The organism is Paenibacillus cymbidii (genome assembly GCF_004764705.1).
Classification (GTDB): Bacteria; Bacillota; Bacilli; order Paenibacillales; family NBRC-103111; genus Paenibacillus_AN; species Paenibacillus_AN cymbidii.
The window spans coordinates 440,789-457,645 of sequence record NZ_SHLX01000002.1 but is presented as its reverse complement, the minus strand read 5'-3'; the positions used below and the strand labels follow the sequence as shown (position 1 = coordinate 457,645).

10 protein-coding genes and 1 tRNA gene are annotated in these 16,857 nt (G+C 55.5%); 10 read left to right on the top strand and 1 reads right to left on the bottom strand.

The window, feature by feature from the left end:
* Positions 1-46: 46 nt before the first annotated feature.
* On the bottom strand, positions 47-916 hold the full coding sequence (locus EXY20_RS05110; RefSeq protein ID WP_135548317.1) for an AraC family transcriptional regulator: 870 nt from the start codon (positions 914-916) through the stop codon (positions 47-49).
* A 314-nt stretch (positions 917-1,230) separates the two neighbouring features.
* On the opposite strand from EXY20_RS05110, the gene EXY20_RS05105 reads away from it, so the two are divergent.
* The 10 genes from EXY20_RS05105 (at position 1,231) to EXY20_RS05060 (ending at position 16,710) form a co-directional block, all read left to right on the top strand.
* Positions 1,231-2,196 (top strand): Gfo/Idh/MocA family protein, encoded by a 966-nt coding sequence (locus EXY20_RS05105; protein WP_135548315.1) that lies wholly within the window; start codon positions 1,231-1,233, stop codon positions 2,194-2,196.
* 54 nt (positions 2,197-2,250) lie between these two features.
* Positions 2,251-3,159 (top strand): Gfo/Idh/MocA family protein, encoded by a 909-nt coding sequence (locus EXY20_RS05100; protein WP_235885358.1) that lies wholly within the window; start codon positions 2,251-2,253, stop codon positions 3,157-3,159.
* Positions 3,160-3,336: 177 nt separating this feature from the next.
* Positions 3,337-5,151: a right-handed parallel beta-helix repeat-containing protein gene (locus EXY20_RS05095; protein WP_135548313.1), complete on the top strand. Its 1,815-nt coding sequence runs from the start codon at positions 3,337-3,339 to the stop codon at positions 5,149-5,151.
* Between the two features lie 18 nt (positions 5,152-5,169).
* On the top strand, positions 5,170-6,999 hold the full coding sequence (locus EXY20_RS05090) for a right-handed parallel beta-helix repeat-containing protein (protein ID WP_135548311.1): 1,830 nt from the start codon (positions 5,170-5,172) through the stop codon (positions 6,997-6,999).
* 30 nt (positions 7,000-7,029) lie between these two features.
* Positions 7,030-8,733, top strand: a complete 1,704-nt coding sequence (locus tag EXY20_RS05085; RefSeq protein ID WP_135548309.1) for a right-handed parallel beta-helix repeat-containing protein — start codon at positions 7,030-7,032, stop codon at positions 8,731-8,733.
* A gap of 239 nt (positions 8,734-8,972) precedes the next feature.
* Positions 8,973-9,059, top strand: a tRNA-Leu gene (locus EXY20_RS05080).
* A gap of 56 nt (positions 9,060-9,115) precedes the next feature.
* Positions 9,116-9,343 carry a hypothetical protein gene (locus EXY20_RS05075; protein WP_135548306.1) on the top strand — a complete coding sequence of 76 codons (228 nt, stop codon included), beginning with the start codon at positions 9,116-9,118 and terminating at the stop codon, positions 9,341-9,343.
* 116 nt (positions 9,344-9,459) lie between these two features.
* Positions 9,460-12,399, top strand: a complete 2,940-nt coding sequence (locus tag EXY20_RS05070; protein ID WP_235885357.1) for an ATP-binding protein — start codon at positions 9,460-9,462, stop codon at positions 12,397-12,399.
* Between the two features lie 35 nt (positions 12,400-12,434).
* Positions 12,435-15,599 carry an ATP-binding protein gene (locus EXY20_RS05065; protein WP_135548457.1) on the top strand — a complete coding sequence of 1,055 codons (3,165 nt, stop codon included), beginning with the start codon at positions 12,435-12,437 and terminating at the stop codon, positions 15,597-15,599.
* The gene (locus EXY20_RS05060; RefSeq protein WP_135548302.1) at positions 15,574-16,710 is read left to right on the top strand and encodes a response regulator; all 1,137 of its coding nucleotides are present in this window, start codon (positions 15,574-15,576) and stop codon (positions 16,708-16,710) included. Before EXY20_RS05065 ends, EXY20_RS05060 begins: the two co-directional genes overlap by 26 nt.
* Positions 16,711-16,857 lie beyond the last annotated feature (147 nt).

Genomic DNA, 16,857 nt, shown 5'->3' with positions numbered 1-16,857 from the left:
CGGCGAAGGCGGGTGAAGGAAAGAAAAGCCGGTGCGGGGAATGCAGCTACCGGGCTTTGCCGTTGTCTTCCCGGCCGGGAAACCGCAGGCCGTTCGGAGTAATTTTCGTGCTGCCGTGCGTATAGGAGGTCGGCGACACGCCGAAATGCCTCTTGAACGTTTTGCTGAACGAATACAGGTCGGTATAATTCAACAGCTCGGCGATTTCGGTGACGCTTAGCATCGATTCGGCCAACAGGTGCTGCGCTTTTTGCATTTTGGCGTTGTTCATATAACGCCTGAGCGATTGGCCGGTAAACTGCTTGAACAAGCTGTTCAAATAACGGGGAGACAGCCCCGCATGCCTGTATACGTCCGCGTAGCCGATACGCGGACTTTCCCTTTGAATGTAGTCGACGACGCTGCGCATCGCATCGCTCTGCTTCGGGCTCATGGTCGGCAGGCTCGTTTGGCGTTCGCAAGCCGCATGATGAAGATCAATCAAAACCAGCTTCATCAAATAGTCGAATTCGTCCGCCTTCCACAGCCTCGTGCCGTGGTCCACTTCCAGCAGACGGTTCAGCAAACCTTCAAACACAAACACGTCGGAGATATAGGTGCACTCCTGCGGAGAGACGAACGTTTCGCCGGAGCTTTCCTGGACAACAAAATGGACGAATAAGACCATCAGCGGATGCTTATCATCTTGGGTTGCCAGCGGGAGCGATCCGGGGCGCACGAGCATGCATGTACCTGGCTTCAGCGCGTAAGTAGTTCCCGACAGCCGGATTTCTCCCGAACCCTCGCATACATACCACAGATCGTAATCCGGCAATGGGACGGACGGATTCCATCGCCAGCCGGGCACGCATCTCACTTTGTTGCTGATACCGCTGCTTTGCAGCATGATGCTGCGCAAAGCGGCAATCGCGTCCATAGTCGGCACTCCTCGTTTTGGCGTTGCAGTTTTCCGCCCTAGTGTACCAAAAAAAACTCCCGCCGGGCAAATCGAACATATCAGCCTGTCACTCGCGCAGTGATTTGCCCGAGGTTGTTGCCGAAATCGGCATTACGGCATACTTGCTTTGAAACGGAATATTTCCGTTTCCTACGGTTGTTATTATGATAGGACTACCATAACAAGGAGGGAATTGATGATGCCTAATATCGGGTCGACAGGATTTATTCTCAACGGAGCCGGTTTCGCCGCCGTCTCGACGAAACGATTGTCAAAAGACAGGAGAATGAAGGATGAATCATAAACAGTTGCAAGTTGGCTTCATAGGTACCGGGGGGATTTCAATCCTGCACGGAAAGCAGTTGAAGGAGCTGCCGGAAGTGAATATTGCGGCGATCGCCGACATCAGCGAAAGCAGCCGCGAGTCCTTTATCAGTCAGGTCGGCGTTCCGGGCATATTGCAGTTTGCGGACTACCTGCACCTGCTCGATAACGTCGAGTTGGATGCGGTGGTGATTTGTTCGCCGCATACGATGCATTATCGGCAAGCCAAGGATGCATTGCAAAGGGACATTCACGTGTTGATCGAAAAGCCGCTCGCTTGTACTTCGCAGGAAACAACGGAATTGGTTGCTTTGGCGGAAGCGAAGGAGAAAGTGCTGCAAGTTTCTTACCAACGCCACTTTTGGCCGGTATATCGGTATGTCAAACAAACGATTGACGAGGGACGTATTGGAAAGTTGACGTCGGTTACGGCATCGCTTCATCAGGGGTGGAAGCAGGCGTTCGAGGGAACTTGGAGACTAGACCCGTCGATGTCGGGCGGCGGCATGCTGATGGATTCCGGCAGCCATATTCTTGACGTATTGCTCTGGACGACCGGATTAACGCCGAAGGAAGTGAGCGTACAGATGCATAGACAGGGCACACCGGTTGAAATCGATTCATTTACGGCTATCTCCTTCGAGGAAGGGGCCATTGCGGGGGTAAACATGGTCGGGTCTTCGCCGTTCCAACACGAGCACTATATCTATTGCGGGGAGAAGGGAGCGATCCACGTAACGAATGGGGACATTCGTATCCTGCCGTTTCGGCAAGAAACGGTAGTCCCGGAATTGCCCCCCCACACCTCCAATCCGGACAAGAGCTTTATCGACGCCATATACGGGCGGCATGAAGTCGAGGTGCCGGGTTTGTTCGCGCAAAAAGTCGTTCTTCTGACGGAAATGATCTATAAGGCCGCCGGCTACCAGCCTTAGCAGAGATTATGGTCGACGGAAGGGCGACAGAATCATTTCAGGAGGCTAGCGAAATTGAATCAAGAACTAAAACTTGGCATGATCGGATTGGATACCTCGCATTGTACTGCATTTGCGAAAATTTTGAATGACTCGTCCTACGAGCATTATGTACCGGGCGGTCGCGTCATGGCCGCTTATCCCGGAGGATCGCCCGATTTATACGCCAGTTACTCCTGTGTTGATGGATACCGGAAGGAACTGAACGAACAGTACGGCATCGCGATGCTTGATTCGCCCGAAGAGGTCGCAGAGCGTTCGGATGCCATTCTCCTAACTTCCGTGGATGGCCGAAAACACCCGGAGCAGTTCAGCAGAATTGCGCCGTACGGAAAACCGGTATTCATCGACAAACCTTTCGCATTGAGCAGACAAGAAGCCGAAGCCATATTCGAGCAGGCAGCCAAATACAATGTTGTCTTGATGGGTTCTTCCTCTCTCCGGTATGCGGAGGAAGTAACGCAATGTCTTGTTGATCGCGAAGCGGGCGCGGTTATAGGCGCGGACGTCTTCTCTCCCATGCCAACTGAGCCTACCAACCCCGGTTGGTTTTGGTACGGCATTCATGGCGTAGAAATGCTTTACACTGCCATGTCCACCGGTTGTAAAAAGGTGCGTTCCGTTGGCGATGAAAGGAGCGATCAGGTTGTCGGTGTCTGGGAGGATGGCCGCATCGGAACCGTGCGGGGGAATCGTACGGGAGTCTACGAATACGGAGCAATGATCCATCGTGAAAAAAGCACTGCCTTCGTAACCAATGTGTTTAAAGGCGGCAGACCGCTATATGTGCCCTTGCTGAAAAAGGTAATGGAGATGTTTCAAACCGGCATTTCGCCGATTGATCCTGCCGTTACCATTGAGTTGACCCGGTTTATGGAGGCTGCCAACGAAAGCCGCAGAACCGGTGCCGATGTATATTTATAGCACATTGTATTGAGGCCCGGAAGGATGAGGCATACTCCCGGGCAAGCTTTCCGCTATGAAGCCGCGTTTTCGCCGGACATTCGCCTGTTGCCGACGTTCCGTCTGCCTGCTTCTCCTTCATGAGGGAGCAGGCAAGGACTTGACATAGATAAGATCCATATCGAAGGAGTGACGATAATGGGAAAACAAGACGCCGAACGGCAGCATGCTGCAGAGCCTCCGGTTCACCGAAGGCAAGTATTGGCGGGATTAGGGGCTTCGGTGCTGGCAATGGCGGGCGTCGGATCGTTAATCGGAGGCAGCAACGCATTCGCCGATGCGCCGCTGGTAGGGTGTCTAGCCGTCTCGATTGCGGAGCTGCGCGCTTCCACGACCGCCCTGGCGGACCATATGTACTATGTGCGGGATTACGGGAAAGAAGGCGTGTTTCTTTACGACCCGACCGATTTGGCATCGCCGGACAATCTCGGCACCGTCATCGTGGCGGGCAGTTATCGCTTTAAGCGGGTGCACGGCGAATATGTGAATCCGAAATGGTTCGGCGCTGTCGGAGACGGCAGCGGCCAATTGCTGTCCGCTCACTATGCGACATTGCTCGATGCCCAGGCCATATTTCCGCATGCGATTGCGCTAACTGACACGATGGACTGGATCGGCATCCAGGGTGCGGTCGAATACGCCTCCCTGGCGACCGACAAGGGGAAGGAAGTTTTTATCCCGTACGGCACGTACATCATCAATCGGCAGATTCGGCCGGAAGCGGATAATCAGACGCTCCGCGGATCGGCTGGCGCCGTCTTGTCGCTGAATTCGGACTACTCGGCAATTTTCGTCGACGGGCAGTCTGGCGCTGGCACAACGCCTACTCGCAATCTTGTGCTTCGCGACCTGACTCTCGTGGCGAATACCGGCCATGGGCCGGCCGACCGCGGCATTATTTCGCTGCGCTGCGCGCAAGATGTGTTGCTTGACAACATACGTATCACGGCGGACAACGAGGAGCTGGCGCTGAACAGCCGGGAATGCAACGGCATCTCGCTTGGCAGCGAGGTGAGCGGCGTCGTTCGCAACGTCTGGGTGGAAGGGACGACGCTAGCCGGCATCGCGGTGAAGGATGGGGCGAGCGGCGTGACCCTGTCCCAGTGCGAAGTCAAGCTGTCGAGCGGACCGGCAGGCGATGTGCCAGGTATCGAGCTGGCCGCATGCGAGCAAGTGATCGTCGACAGCTGCCAGCTTCATCTTAACCAGGGAGCGGGCGTGTTGCTTGTAGCAGATGAGGACGCGGAGCCACAGCATGTGGAAATTTCCGAAACGTTCGTTTTCTCCAACGGCGCGCAAGGCTTCCTGCTTACCAGCTTGGCCGACGGCTATAACCCGCAGCATGTCCGAATCTCCACGACTTCAGCACACGAGAACACGGGTGACGGCATCCGTATCGAAGCGGGCGTCAACATCGCGATAGCAGACCATACGTCACACCATAACGGCGGCTCCGGCATCGATATCGCGCCTAAATACACCGCGACGTCGCCTTACAACGTAAGCCGGGTCGATATCCAAACCCCCGCCTCGTACGACAACGGACAATCATCCACCGCTGCGGGCATTCGCATCGCGGCAGCGGAACGCGTATCGGTGAAGGGCGGCAGCGTATATGACGATCAGTCGACCCAGACGCAGGAGTATGGCATCCAATTCGTTGCGGACGCCAACTCGAAGCCCATCGCGCAGCTTGTGCTCGAAGGAATCGACGTGCAGGGGCTTGCGAACGATTACGACTTTAATTCTTCACCGGCGGCCAGCGGCTATTTCAGGCTGCGCAAATTATATCCGATATCGTCACCGGCTCCGACTGTAAGCCCGGAGAGCCAGGTAGCGGCGCCGGCCGGATCGATATTCAGCTATTCGGACCTGAACACGAGTACGGGAGGTTTGTACATCAAGCAGTCCGGCACCGGAACAACCGGCTGGAAAGCGGCAAGCTTAATCTAATTGGAGGGGGAGGAAATCGTGTTGGATAAACCACTGAAGGAGCAATTGCTCGATCGGCGCCAGGCGCTTGTCGGCTTGGCCGGCATCGCTGCGGCGACGGGGGCTGCGCTTGCCGGCGCGCAGACGGTTCGCGCCGACGATCCGGAGACGTGCTGCTGGCAATCGGTGACGGTCGCCGATCTGCGGGCCGCTACGACGCCGGTCGTCAACATGGTCTATTATGTGATCGATCGGGGCAAAGAAGGGATATTCCTGTACGATGAGGCGGATACAACTTCTGCCGATAATCTGGGGACGATTCTCGTGTCAACAGCGAGCGGCGCCAGGTTCAAGCGGATCTACGACGAGTATATCGACGTGCGCTGGTTTGGAGCAGTCGGAGATGGCATCAGCCGTTCGCTGTTTGATTTGAACTATGCGAACTTGACCGAAGTTAAGGCAGTTTACTCGTTCGTCACGAATTATTATGCTTATCTCATTGACGGAATTGCCATTCAAGCCGCGATCGAATGCGTCCGAGACGGGGCGAATGCGCGATCCCGGGAAATTTTCATCCCCAAGGGCCGGTACTGCGTCAATACGAATATCAAACCGACTGTGGACAACCTCGTCTTGCGCGGGACGATGGAAAGTGTGCTGATTCCGAAGCCGCTGGCGGAGGGGAGCGGCTCGACGTATACCTTGCATACGATCTTGACGCCAGCGGCAGCGCCGACCACCAAAAATCTCGTCATTCGCGATTTGCGCTTCGAGCTGCTGGAAGGATACGGACCCGACAGTGGCGGGCCGATCTCGCTGAATTACGTGGAGAACAGCCTGATCGAGAACTGCCACGTGCGGATGGATACGTCCAGGCTGACAATAACGAACAGGAACGTGAATGGCATCGTCTACAGCTCGAGCAAATCGAGCATCATTCGCAATTGCACCGTAGACGGCTCGAGCAAACCTGCCATCTACGTCGCCGCCTTCAGCGAGAATATCCGCGTTGAAGGCTGCATCGTGCGCAACGTGCGCGGTCCGCTGGGGCAACAAGCCGGCTTCGTGCTGACGGGCTCCAAAAATCTTGTCGCCGCCAACTGCCAGGCATACGGCTGCCAAGGGACGGGGTTCCTTTTTCAGGTGCAAGATTTCCCTGCGGAAGATCCGCCAAATCTGAACCTGCTCTTTACCGGCTGCCAGTCGCGAGACAACGAATGGAACGGGTTCGATTTCTCCAGCCAAGGCGTCCCCTATCAAACCGGTGCGTGGAATCGTCATGTCAAAATGGTCGGTTGTACGGCGAACAACAATTACGGCGAAGGTTTGCAGATGACGATCGGGGTTTCGAACGTGCTCATTTCCGCCTTTACCGCCTACGAGAATGGGAACACCGGCATTTATATGAACGGAACGACGAACGTCACGATGAATGCGTATGCGCTGCAGCACATCCTGATTGCGAACAGCTCAATTTACAATAACAATCAAAGGGTTACAAGCAACGGCGGAATTGCGATAAGGGGCGTGAAGCACCTGACCATTCAGGGGGGGACGATTCACTCTGACTTCGCCGCTCCCGTCCTCCAGCAGTCCGCTTCCATTCAGTCGCTTGCCGTGACGGGTTACCCTCAGGATAACATCATTGTCCAGGATGTGCACATCTACGGCAATGCCAGAACGGCCGAGAACTCATTCTACATCGGCGCGGCAGTCGCTGCAAGCGGCTATTATTCGCTGCAATTGCCCGGCACCCCGACATTGTCGGCCCCTTACGGATCGGTGTTCACCAACACAACGACCGGCAAAACGTATGTAAAAACAACAGCTACCAATAACACGGGCTGGCGCGAAGTTGCGGTCATTTAGACAATAAACGTAAGAAGGAGGAGGAAAACGATGGATAAAAACGTGGAACTTGCAGCTTCGCCACGGAATGCGAGTGCTGGCGTCAGCAGAAGAAAGCTGCTCGCCTCGATCGGCGCGGCGGGCGTCTTGCTTGCAGCAGGCGGCTTGCGGAACATTGCGCATGCCGACGATGAAGATTGCTGTGCTACCGTATCGATCGCGGATTTGCGGGCGATGACCGACCCGCAGCCGGAATGCCTGTACTATGTTCATGATGCCGGCAAGGAGGGCGTCTTCTACTACGATCCGAACGATACGACGTCGGCGGACAATCTGGGAACGGTTGTTGTGGCGAGCGGGCTCGGTGCCCGATTCAAGCGCATTTACGAGGAGGAGATCGATGTCAGATGGTTCGGTTCCATCGGCGACGGTACCAGCCATCCGGTCGGCGGAACGCTGAATCCGGTATTCCCGCATTCGGCCGACGCTTCCGACGAGATGGACTGGATCGGCATTCAAGGGGCGATCAATTGGGCTACGAAACCAGCCGCGAAGACGAGGAGAGTCGTCGTCCCGCCCGGTCGATACTTGATCAATCGCACGATTGAAATTGATGGCAGCAATGTGGAGCTGGAAGGAAGGGCCGGCACGGTATTGTCGCTGGAAGCGGACGTCAGCGCCATCGTGGCGGGAGCCGGAAGCTCGGATGTCACGCGCGTGGTGCTGCGGGACTTTATCGTGGAAGCGATGAGCGGGAACGGCCCGACCGGTGCCGGTATCATCGAATGTACGGGTGTCGAGTTCCTGAACGCCGACAACCTGCGCGTCTTCGCCGATCCCGTCGCGCTTGGCAGTGTATCATGCAGCGGAATCCGGACAAACGGCGGAACGAGCGGCGTCCTGGCGAACTGTCTCGTATCCGGGACGACGCGCGCCGGCTTCAACATCGACGCCGGCACGCAGGAGCTGCGCGTGATCGGATGCGAGGCGAGAGATTGCACGGGCGGGGGAGACGTCCCGGGCATTCGGATCAGTTGCAGCAAGAATATCATCGTTTCCGACTGCCGAAGCCACGACAATCAAGGAGCCGGCTTGCTGATCGAAGCGGACGAGACATCGCCGACGTCTGCCGTGCAAGTGGTCGGCGGCCAATACTTGAACAACTTTACCGACGGGATTGCTGTGGTATCCGCCGTTTCGAACGTGTTTCCCGAGAATATCGTCATCGAAGGTGTTCGCGCGAAGAGCAACGGCAATGGGATTCGTGTAGCGACCGGCCGGAATATCGCGATTACCGGACCTTCCTGCAAGGGTAACGTGACGGGCATTGCCCTGGCGGAGCAATATTCGAATCCGTCCGCTTCTTCGACGCTGACGAGCATTCGTGTTTCAGCGCCTCACCTGGCTGAAAATTCGGATGGCATCACGGTTTCGGCGGGCAACAATATCGTCATTGAAAGAGGGAGCATCTACGGCGGAAACTACGGTATTCGGACATTGACCGATCCGAACGGCAAAGCGACGACCAACCTGTTCTTGACCAATGTCTATCTGTTCAGCAACACGAACGATCTCGATTTGACGACTGTTCCGGCATCGAGCGGCCACTACCGGTTCCGCTCCAGCGTCAATCCGGAAAGCGTGTACGCCGCGCCGGTCGGGTCGCAATGTACCGATTCGGCTACCGGGAAGCTGTATTGGAAGCGAACCGGCACGGGAACGACCGGATGGAAGGAAGCCGCGCTCGTACCGTAATGCGAGCAGATGAAGCGCTTGGAAAAGAAAAAGCCCCGCCCAAAAACCGGCGGGGCAATGAGTTTTCAATTATCTTGGGCGCCATCGTTTTCCTGAAAAAGGTTGCAATCAGCACAAAAACCTGATACTATAACAACTGTCGCTATTGCGAGATGTATCGCCTCTTGTGGTACTAGCAGACTCAAGATCTGCGGGCGATCATTGAACTTTTATGGTTGTTGTATTCCTTTTCTCCTTATGCGGTCGTGGCGGAATTGGCAGACGCGCTAGTTTCAGGTACTAGTGGGCTAACCCCCGTGGAGGTTCGAGTCCTCTCGTCCGCACCATCTTTTCGAAGAATAGCTCTTGATCCCGTCCTTGTGACGGATCAGGAGCTTTTTGCATGTCCGGGATGGGTGAGGCAACGCTGCTTGCCGTATTTGCCGGCCAACATTGTAATTGGAAGGAAAACCATCTTCTCTGTCGAAAAAGCAAGAAGGCGAGTCTACATGTGTCGCCGTTGAAATTTGCGGTTCGCGATCAGTTGGGGGCGAATCCGGAGAAAGGGACGGTGCGCCAGCTTCAGCATACGTTGGACGATGCGGGGAAGCAGGCACAAGGTAACCAATGAGAAAAAAACTGGCTGCGATCGTCTTGACGCTCGTTATTTTTACTGCCACTTATGGCCTGTTATATGCGTATATATCCCTCCAAAAAAAACCAACGCCGGTTGCGGCGGACGGGGCAATGGATTTGACGGCATGGTCATTCGCGGAAAATGGTGTCGTGCCGCTGAACGGACAGTGGGAGTTTTATCCGAACCGGCTCATGTCGTACGCCGACTTTGTTTCCGCCTCGGCGGTTGGCAGCGGAGTCGTCCCGACAACGATCCAGGTGCCCGGTTCGTGGTCCAGCCGGATGAAGACGATCGGGATGGCTACCTATCGACTGCGGCTTCATATCAGCCATGCGAAAACGGTATACGGACTGAAAACGACGTCCATCCAAATTTCCAGCAGGCTTATCGTCAACGGGGAAGTCGTTGGCGCAAGCGGGAATCCGGCCGAGAGGCGGGACTATACAGGATTGAACAAACCCTATGTCGCTTACTTCACCTTGCAGCCGGGCTGGAATGAGCTGCTGCTGCAAGTGGCCAATTACGAGCATGCCGCCGGCAGCGGCATTAACGATTCGATTTTGCTGGGAACGGCCGGACAAATCGCTTCGCTTCGCGACAGGGCGCTAACGCACGATTGGATTACGGTCACCGCTTTTCTGATTATGGGGCTGTATTTCGTCGGGTTGTATGCCCAGCGCAAGCACGATCGTTCCTTGCTCGTGTTCGGTATGATGTGCATGAGCATTGCTCTGTTCACAAGCGCAAGAGGGGAAAGGGTGCTGTTCGCAGCGGTGGGCGACTTGCCTTTCTGGTTCTTCTTTCGCCTGCAGATGGTCGCGGCGGTTGGCTGCGGGTTCGGATTTTTCCTGTACGTGTATACCGCATTCCGGCCTCTTTGCTCTCGGAGGTTCGTCCAGGGCAGCCTGATCCTGGGGGGCGCGATCGCTCTTCTCTATTTGGGCTTCGCGGTCGAACTGACGAGCATGCAGTCCATCCTGCTGCGTCTGACGACGACGCTTTATATCATCGTCTCGTTGCTGTATGCCACGTATATTTTCGTATTGGCGGCCCTTCACAAAGCCGAAGGAAGCCGATATTTGGTTCTTGCGGCAATCGCCTTGAACGTGCTGTCGCTGAAGCAAAATATGAACATCTACTTCGGCGTGGAGGTATATGCGGTTGCGCCGCTCGAACCGTTCCTCGTTTTGCTCATGCTCGCTTTGCTGATGTCGCTGCGGTTTTCGAACGCGTTTCAAAAAATCGGCGATTTATCCGAGCAATTGCTGAAAGCGGACAAAATGAAAGACGATTTCCTCGCGAGAACGTCCCATGAATTCAAGTCGCCGCTTCACGGTGTAATGAACATTTCCCGGTCGATGCTCGAAGATGCCGCACATCCGCCGACTGCGGAACAACGACAGAAGATTGAACTCATCACCGGGATTACGGGCAGGCTGTCGCAGTTGGTTTACGATATGCTGGATTTTTCGAAACTGAAGCAGGGTGAGCTTCGCATCGCGTTATCTCCGACAGACGTGCGCTCGACCGTGGAGGTTCAAGTGCGCATTTACTCGTATTTGTGCAACGAACGCAATATTCAACTGCTGAACCATGTCCCTGCCGGATTGCCCGCCGCGCTTGCCGACGAAAGTCGCTTAAGCCAAATTGTCGGCAATTTACTGGATAATGCAGTTAAATATACCGAGAATGGGAGCATTGTCGTTGCGGCCGAGGAACGGGACGGCATGATCGCCATCTCCGTGCACGATACGGGGGGAGGCATCGCAGCGTCCGACTTGCCCCACATTTTCGAACCGTTCGTATCGAACGATGAAGCGGGGCGCCGCGGCTTCGGATTGGGGCTGCCGATCGCGAAGCAATTGGTCGAGCTTCAGAACGGCACGGTTTCGGCGGACTCGACGCAAGGCGCAGGTTCGACGTTTACCATCACGCTGCCGGTCGCGGGGCGGGGGCAAGGAGCGAAAGCATTCCGTACGGATGCCCGGATTACGCCCAAACAATCCGAGTATTCTTTCGTGACGCCTTATGATTCGAATCGCAAGGGCAACCATACGGTGCTGATCGTCGACGATCAATTCGTGAATCTGAAGGTGCTGCTGGACGCGTTGCAGCCGCTCGACTATCGCGTCATCGCGGTCAAGAACGGCTACGAGGCGCTGGAGCAGATCGATGGGCCGAACCGGATCGACCTCGTCATCCTCGATCTGATGATGCCGGGCATGTCGGGATACGAAGTGTGCCAGGAAATCCGCAAGCGGTATTCGCTGCCGGAATTGCCCGTATTGATGGTGACGGCGGCGATTCAACCGCAGGACAAGGTGGCGGCCTTCCAGGCGGGAGCCAACGACTATTTGCCGAAGCCGTTCGATCTGGAGGAATTGAAGGCAAGAATCGGCAGCTTGCTGGCGATGAAAGCGTCGCTCGGCAAAGCGATTCATCTGGAGGTCGCCTTTTTGCAATCGCAGATCAAGCCGCACTTTTTGTATAACGTGCTAAACAGCATTGCGGCCGCCAGCTATACCGATGTGGAGCGGGCGCGCAAGATGATTGCCGATCTCGCCGATTATTTGCGCGGCAGCTTCCGGTTCAGCAATACGGAGGGGCGCGTTCCGTTCGAAGAGGAGTTTAAGCTGATCCGGGCGTATGTCGATATCGAACAGGCACGTTTTAAAAATCGGATTCGGTTCGAGTGTGACATCGAGGAGGCTGCGTTTCGTTTGCGGATGCCGCCGCTCCTGCTTCAGCCGTTGGTGGAAAACGCGATCCGTCATGGCGTCGGCGATCGAATCGAAGGCGGTACGGTGCGCTTGACGGCCCGCGAAGCGGAGGGGCAGTGGCAGTTTGTCGTTGCGGACGATGGCGTAGGCATAGAGCCCGAGCGATTGAAGCGGCTGCTCGAGCGCTCCGGAACGGACGAGCCGCAAGGCGTAGGCTTGTTGAATATTAATAAGCGGTTGAAGCACGAATACGGGGTGCAACTGGAAACGGAAAGCGAACCTGGCCGAGGGACGAAAGTGACGGTGCGCATTCCTGCTGCGTCGATCTGACGCAGGGGGGATTTCAGGAGATTTGGGTGAAGCAAATGAAAAAAAGCTGGCTTGTGGTGAGTATCCTTTCGATCGGCGTTTTTTTGCTGCCGGCGTATTGGATCGTCAATATGATGAAGTCCTGGCAGGAAAACCCGGTCGCCCATAAGGGAATCATGGATCTCGGAGAGTGGGATTTCGCGCGGGACGGTGCGGTCAAGCTGGTTGGCGGCTGGGAATTTTACCGGAACCAGTTGCTTACGCCGGAGTCGTTTCATGAGAATCGACCGCCCGGGCTCCCGGCGCCGCAGCTTACAAGCATCGTGCAGGTGCCCGGAAAGTGGAACCGGTACATAGCCGATAATGGCTCGGAAGCGAGCCGGGGATTCGGCACGTTCCGCCTTGTAATCCGCGTAGGCGATAAGCCGGATGTGACCTATGGGGTTCACGTCGTCAGTGTTTTGATGTCGAGCAAGGTGTTTCTGGGTGGTCATGAGGTAGGCACGAGCGGTGTAACGGGCACGACGGCAAAAGAGACGATTGCCAGCAATATGCCTTTTGCCGGGTTTTCGACAGTCAGCGGCGACACGGTGGAGATTATTGTTCAGGCAGCCAATTACAACTTCCCGGCAGGCGGCATCACCTATCCGATCGAGTTCGGAGACCAATATGCCGTGATGAAGGCCCGCGATTTTTCGCTGTTTATGGATCTGACCACGATCGGGGGCTTTATCCTTGCCACGCTGCTTTTGTTGATGCTTTACCGTGTGAGAACGAAGGACCCCACGCTGCTGTTTCTTGCCTTGTTCTGCCTGTCGGCCTTGTTGTATGTGCTGACGAACGGGGAAAAGCTGCTGGACGCGATCGTTCCCGCACTTCCTTACGTCTGGTTTCTTAAGCTGCAAAATATCGCTTCGGTTGCCGCTTACTATTTTTTGCTGCAGTACATAACGTCGACGATGCCGGGACCTTCCCATAAAATCGCTTTGGTCATCGCCCGATTATTTGCCGTGATCGCGTTGCTGATCTACCTTGTGTTACCGCCAACCCTATCCACCGTTATGATGGGCATTCCGATTGTGTTGTTCAGCATATTCGTTGTGTCCTATACAGGATATACCTTGCTAATAAACTTGAAGCAGTACGCGCAGAGCAAGCTTTTTATTCTCGTCAGCATGCTGGTTATTGCGATGGACACGATTAACCAATCGTTGATCCTGGCAGGCATGTTGCAGGTGCAAGTCCTCATTCCGTACGAAATGCTGCTCCTGGTCGTCGCGCAGGGCTTGCTCTTGGCCAACCGTTACACCGATTCCTACCGCGAAACGGAGCTGTTGTCGCGGCGGCTGATGACGCTGGACGGGATGAAGGACGAATTCATGGCCAATACCTCTCACGAACTGCGGACGCCGCTGCACGGCATGATCAATATCGCCGATTCGTTGCTTAGTAGAACATCGCGAATACTGGACACCGAACAAAAAAACGATTTGGCCCTCATCGTTTCGACGGGCAGGAGGTTATCGTTGCTCATCAACGATATTCTCGATTTTGCCAAAATGAAAAATGGCAATCTACTCCTGCACCGGAAGCCGGTCGATCTGCAGGCGGTCGTCGGGTCGGTTCTTGAGGTGCTTGGCCCAATGACGGCAAAGAAAGACGTCCGCTTCATCCAGTCCTGGCCGGAACGGCTGCCGTGGCTTGATTCGGACGAAGACCGCCTTCGCCAGATTTTGTTCAATTTGCTCGGCAACGCCGTCAAATTCACCCGGCAAGGGGAAATCGGCATCAAGGCCGCGGTCGGCAAAGACGACATGACGATCACCGTGTGGGATAGCGGAATCGGCATTGCCGAAGCGCGGTTCGCGGACATCTTTCGCTCGTTCGACCAGGCGGACCCGCTCGTGCACGAGCCGTCGGAACGAGAGGCCGGCACTGGTCTTGGGCTAAGCGTAACGAAGAAGCTGGTTGAGCTGTGCGGCGGCCGCATTTGGGTGGAGTCGGAGCTGGGCAAGGGCTCGGCGTTTCATTTTACAATGCCGCTCGCCGACCCGCAGCCGCAAGCAACATCGTTGCCATCATCGCGGACGGCAAGCCGGATAACCGCAATGGCTGACGAGAGTGCAGCAGCTTCCGCCAATGAGCCGTCGCAAGAAGCGATAGCCCGCGATCAGACGGTGCTGATCGTGGACGACGATCCGGTGAATCTTCAAGTATTGAAGCATTTGCTGTCTCCCGGGAACGTTGCGATTATCGCCGTAACCGGCGGAGCGGAGGCGTGGGAGGAAATTGCCCGCAATCCGGGCATCGATCTTGTGATTGCCGACTGGATGATGCCCGGCATGTCCGGTCTCGAGCTGACCCGGCGCATAAGAGAGCGATACTTGCTGTCGGAACTGCCGGTGCTGCTGCTGACGGCAAGAGGCCGGCCGGAGCATATATGGACAGCTTTCCAGGCGGGAATCAACGATTTTCTCAGCAAGCCGGTGGATGCCGGGGAGCTGCGGGCGCGTGTTCATACCTTGCTTGAACTGCGCAAATCGGTGCAGATGATCATGCGGACGGAAATGGCTTTTCTTCAGGCGCAGATCAAGCCCCATTTTTTATATAACGCATTGAATACGATGATCGCTCTTTGCCCGGTCGACCCGGAGAAGACAATGGAGCTGCTGGAGGAATTGAGCGAGTATTTGCGCGGCAGCTTCGACTTCCAGAATCGCGACCAGCTTGTGCCGCTGAAGAAGGAGCTGGAGCTGGTCAAATCGTATTTGTCACTGGAAAAAGCCCGGTTCGACGAACGATTGCACGTCGAGTATTCGATCGAGGCCAACTTGCAAAGCCTGATTCCTCCGCTGTGCATCCAACCGATTGTAGAGAATGCGGTCAGGCACGGCGTCACGCAAAGGGAGCAGGGAGGGACGATCCGCATCCGCTTGACCGAAACGGAAGACAAGGTTACGATCACGGTAACGGATGACGGCCCCGGAATCGGCGAAGAACGGCTCGGCCGCCTGTTGTCCGATCAACGGGAAGACGGCGGCGTTGGGCTGCTGAATATTCACCGGCGATTGATGCATCTGTATGGAAGCGGGCTTCGGATCGAGAGCGAGCGGGACAAGGGAACGACGGTCCGGTTCGACGTGCTGAAAGCGGCAGCGCCGGCGGGCGCCGAGCGGAAAGGAACGGTGAACGACGATGAGAGCGGTTCTGGTAGACGATGAGAAGCCGGCGCTGCTGCAATTGGAACGGCTCATTCTCGCCGATGGCCGGATGGATGTCATTGGCAAATATACGTCGGCAAAAACGTGCATCGAACGTCTGGAGATCGATCAGCCGGATATTTTGTTCCTCGATATCAGCATGCCGGGAATGAACGGTCTTGAAGTCGTCGAGCGAATGCGGCAAGTGAACGGCGATCTCCCGTTCGTGTATGTTACGGCCCATTCCGCTTATGCGATCGAGGCGTTCGGGCTGAATGCGCTCGACTACTTGTTGAAGCCGGTCACTTCGAAGCGTCTGACTCAGACGCTCGATCGGATCCAGCATTATTGGAATCGGACGATGATTCACGCCAGCGCGCCGGGCAAGAAACGAATCTTGTGTTTCGGTCAACTTGAATTCGTGATGCGGATCAATCGACATAAACCGCCCAAGTGGCGGACCTTAAAAGCCAAGGAGTTATTCGCTTATTTGCTGCATCATTCCGGTCAGTGGGTTGCCAAAGAGCGGTTGTTGGAAACGTTGTGGCCGGATCTGGAGTACGACAAGGCGGTCACCCATCTTCACACTTCCGTTTATCAGGTCAGGAATGTGCTGAAAAAATGGGGGAGCCAGGCAGTTGTAGGATATGCGCATGACAGTTACTGTCTCGAACAGATCGATTGGACGACCGATGTGGAAGCGTTCGAGCAGCTGATGGGAACGATCGGGGGCGGGCAGGAATTGACGCGGGAAAGCCGCGAGGCATATGATCGCAAGCTGGCGCTGTATCGCGGCGATTATTTGGATCATCACGATTTTCCTTGGGCGGTCGCCAGAAGAAGCAAGCTGCAGAAGCAATATACGAACGCGATGTTGGAATTGGCCCATGCCGAGCTGCAGGCGGGGTTCGTCGCGGAGGCGATGGAGCGGTTGGCCGTTCTGCAAGACAAGGAGCCGTATTCGGATGAAATGTGCCGGCTTATCCTGAGCGCGTATGCAAACGTCGGGAATTGGGAGTTGGTGCGGTGCCATTACGACAAGTTTGAGCGCCTCCTGCAGGCCGATCTTGGCATTGAACCCGATGCGGAGACGATAAAATGTTATGAACAGCTAGTAAACCAAAGAAAATAAGCGAAATTTGTTGAAAAAGTCCCTGTATGCTGTCGAAACGACAGCTGCTGGGGCTTTTTTTGCGAAAATAAGCGAAAATGGGTGCTCAGAATCGGTTCAGCGTATTGCTCTATACTTAGTCATCCATATTTATGCGCAGGAATAGCT

What these genes read in the sequence shown, in the direction of transcription:
- EXY20_RS05060 (WP_135548302.1), top strand. Translation starts at nt 15,574, where the DNA reads ATGAGAGCGGTTCTGGTAGACGATGAGAAGCCGGCGCTGCTGCAATTG.
- EXY20_RS05065 (WP_135548457.1), top strand. Translation starts at nt 12,435, where the DNA reads ATGAAAAAAAGCTGGCTTGTGGTGAGTATCCTTTCGATCGGCGTTTTT.
- EXY20_RS05085 (WP_135548309.1), top strand. Translation starts at nt 7,030, where the DNA reads ATGGATAAAAACGTGGAACTTGCAGCTTCGCCACGGAATGCGAGTGCT.
- EXY20_RS05075 (WP_135548306.1), top strand. Translation starts at nt 9,116, where the DNA reads ATGTCCGGGATGGGTGAGGCAACGCTGCTTGCCGTATTTGCCGGCCAA.
- EXY20_RS05070 (WP_235885357.1), top strand. Translation starts at nt 9,460, where the DNA reads ATGGATTTGACGGCATGGTCATTCGCGGAAAATGGTGTCGTGCCGCTG.
- EXY20_RS05095 (WP_135548313.1), top strand. Translation starts at nt 3,337, where the DNA reads ATGGGAAAACAAGACGCCGAACGGCAGCATGCTGCAGAGCCTCCGGTT.
- EXY20_RS05105 (WP_135548315.1), top strand. Translation starts at nt 1,231, where the DNA reads ATGAATCATAAACAGTTGCAAGTTGGCTTCATAGGTACCGGGGGGATT.
- EXY20_RS05110 (WP_135548317.1), bottom strand. Translation starts at nt 916, where the DNA reads ATGGACGCGATTGCCGCTTTGCGCAGCATCATGCTGCAAAGCAGCGGT.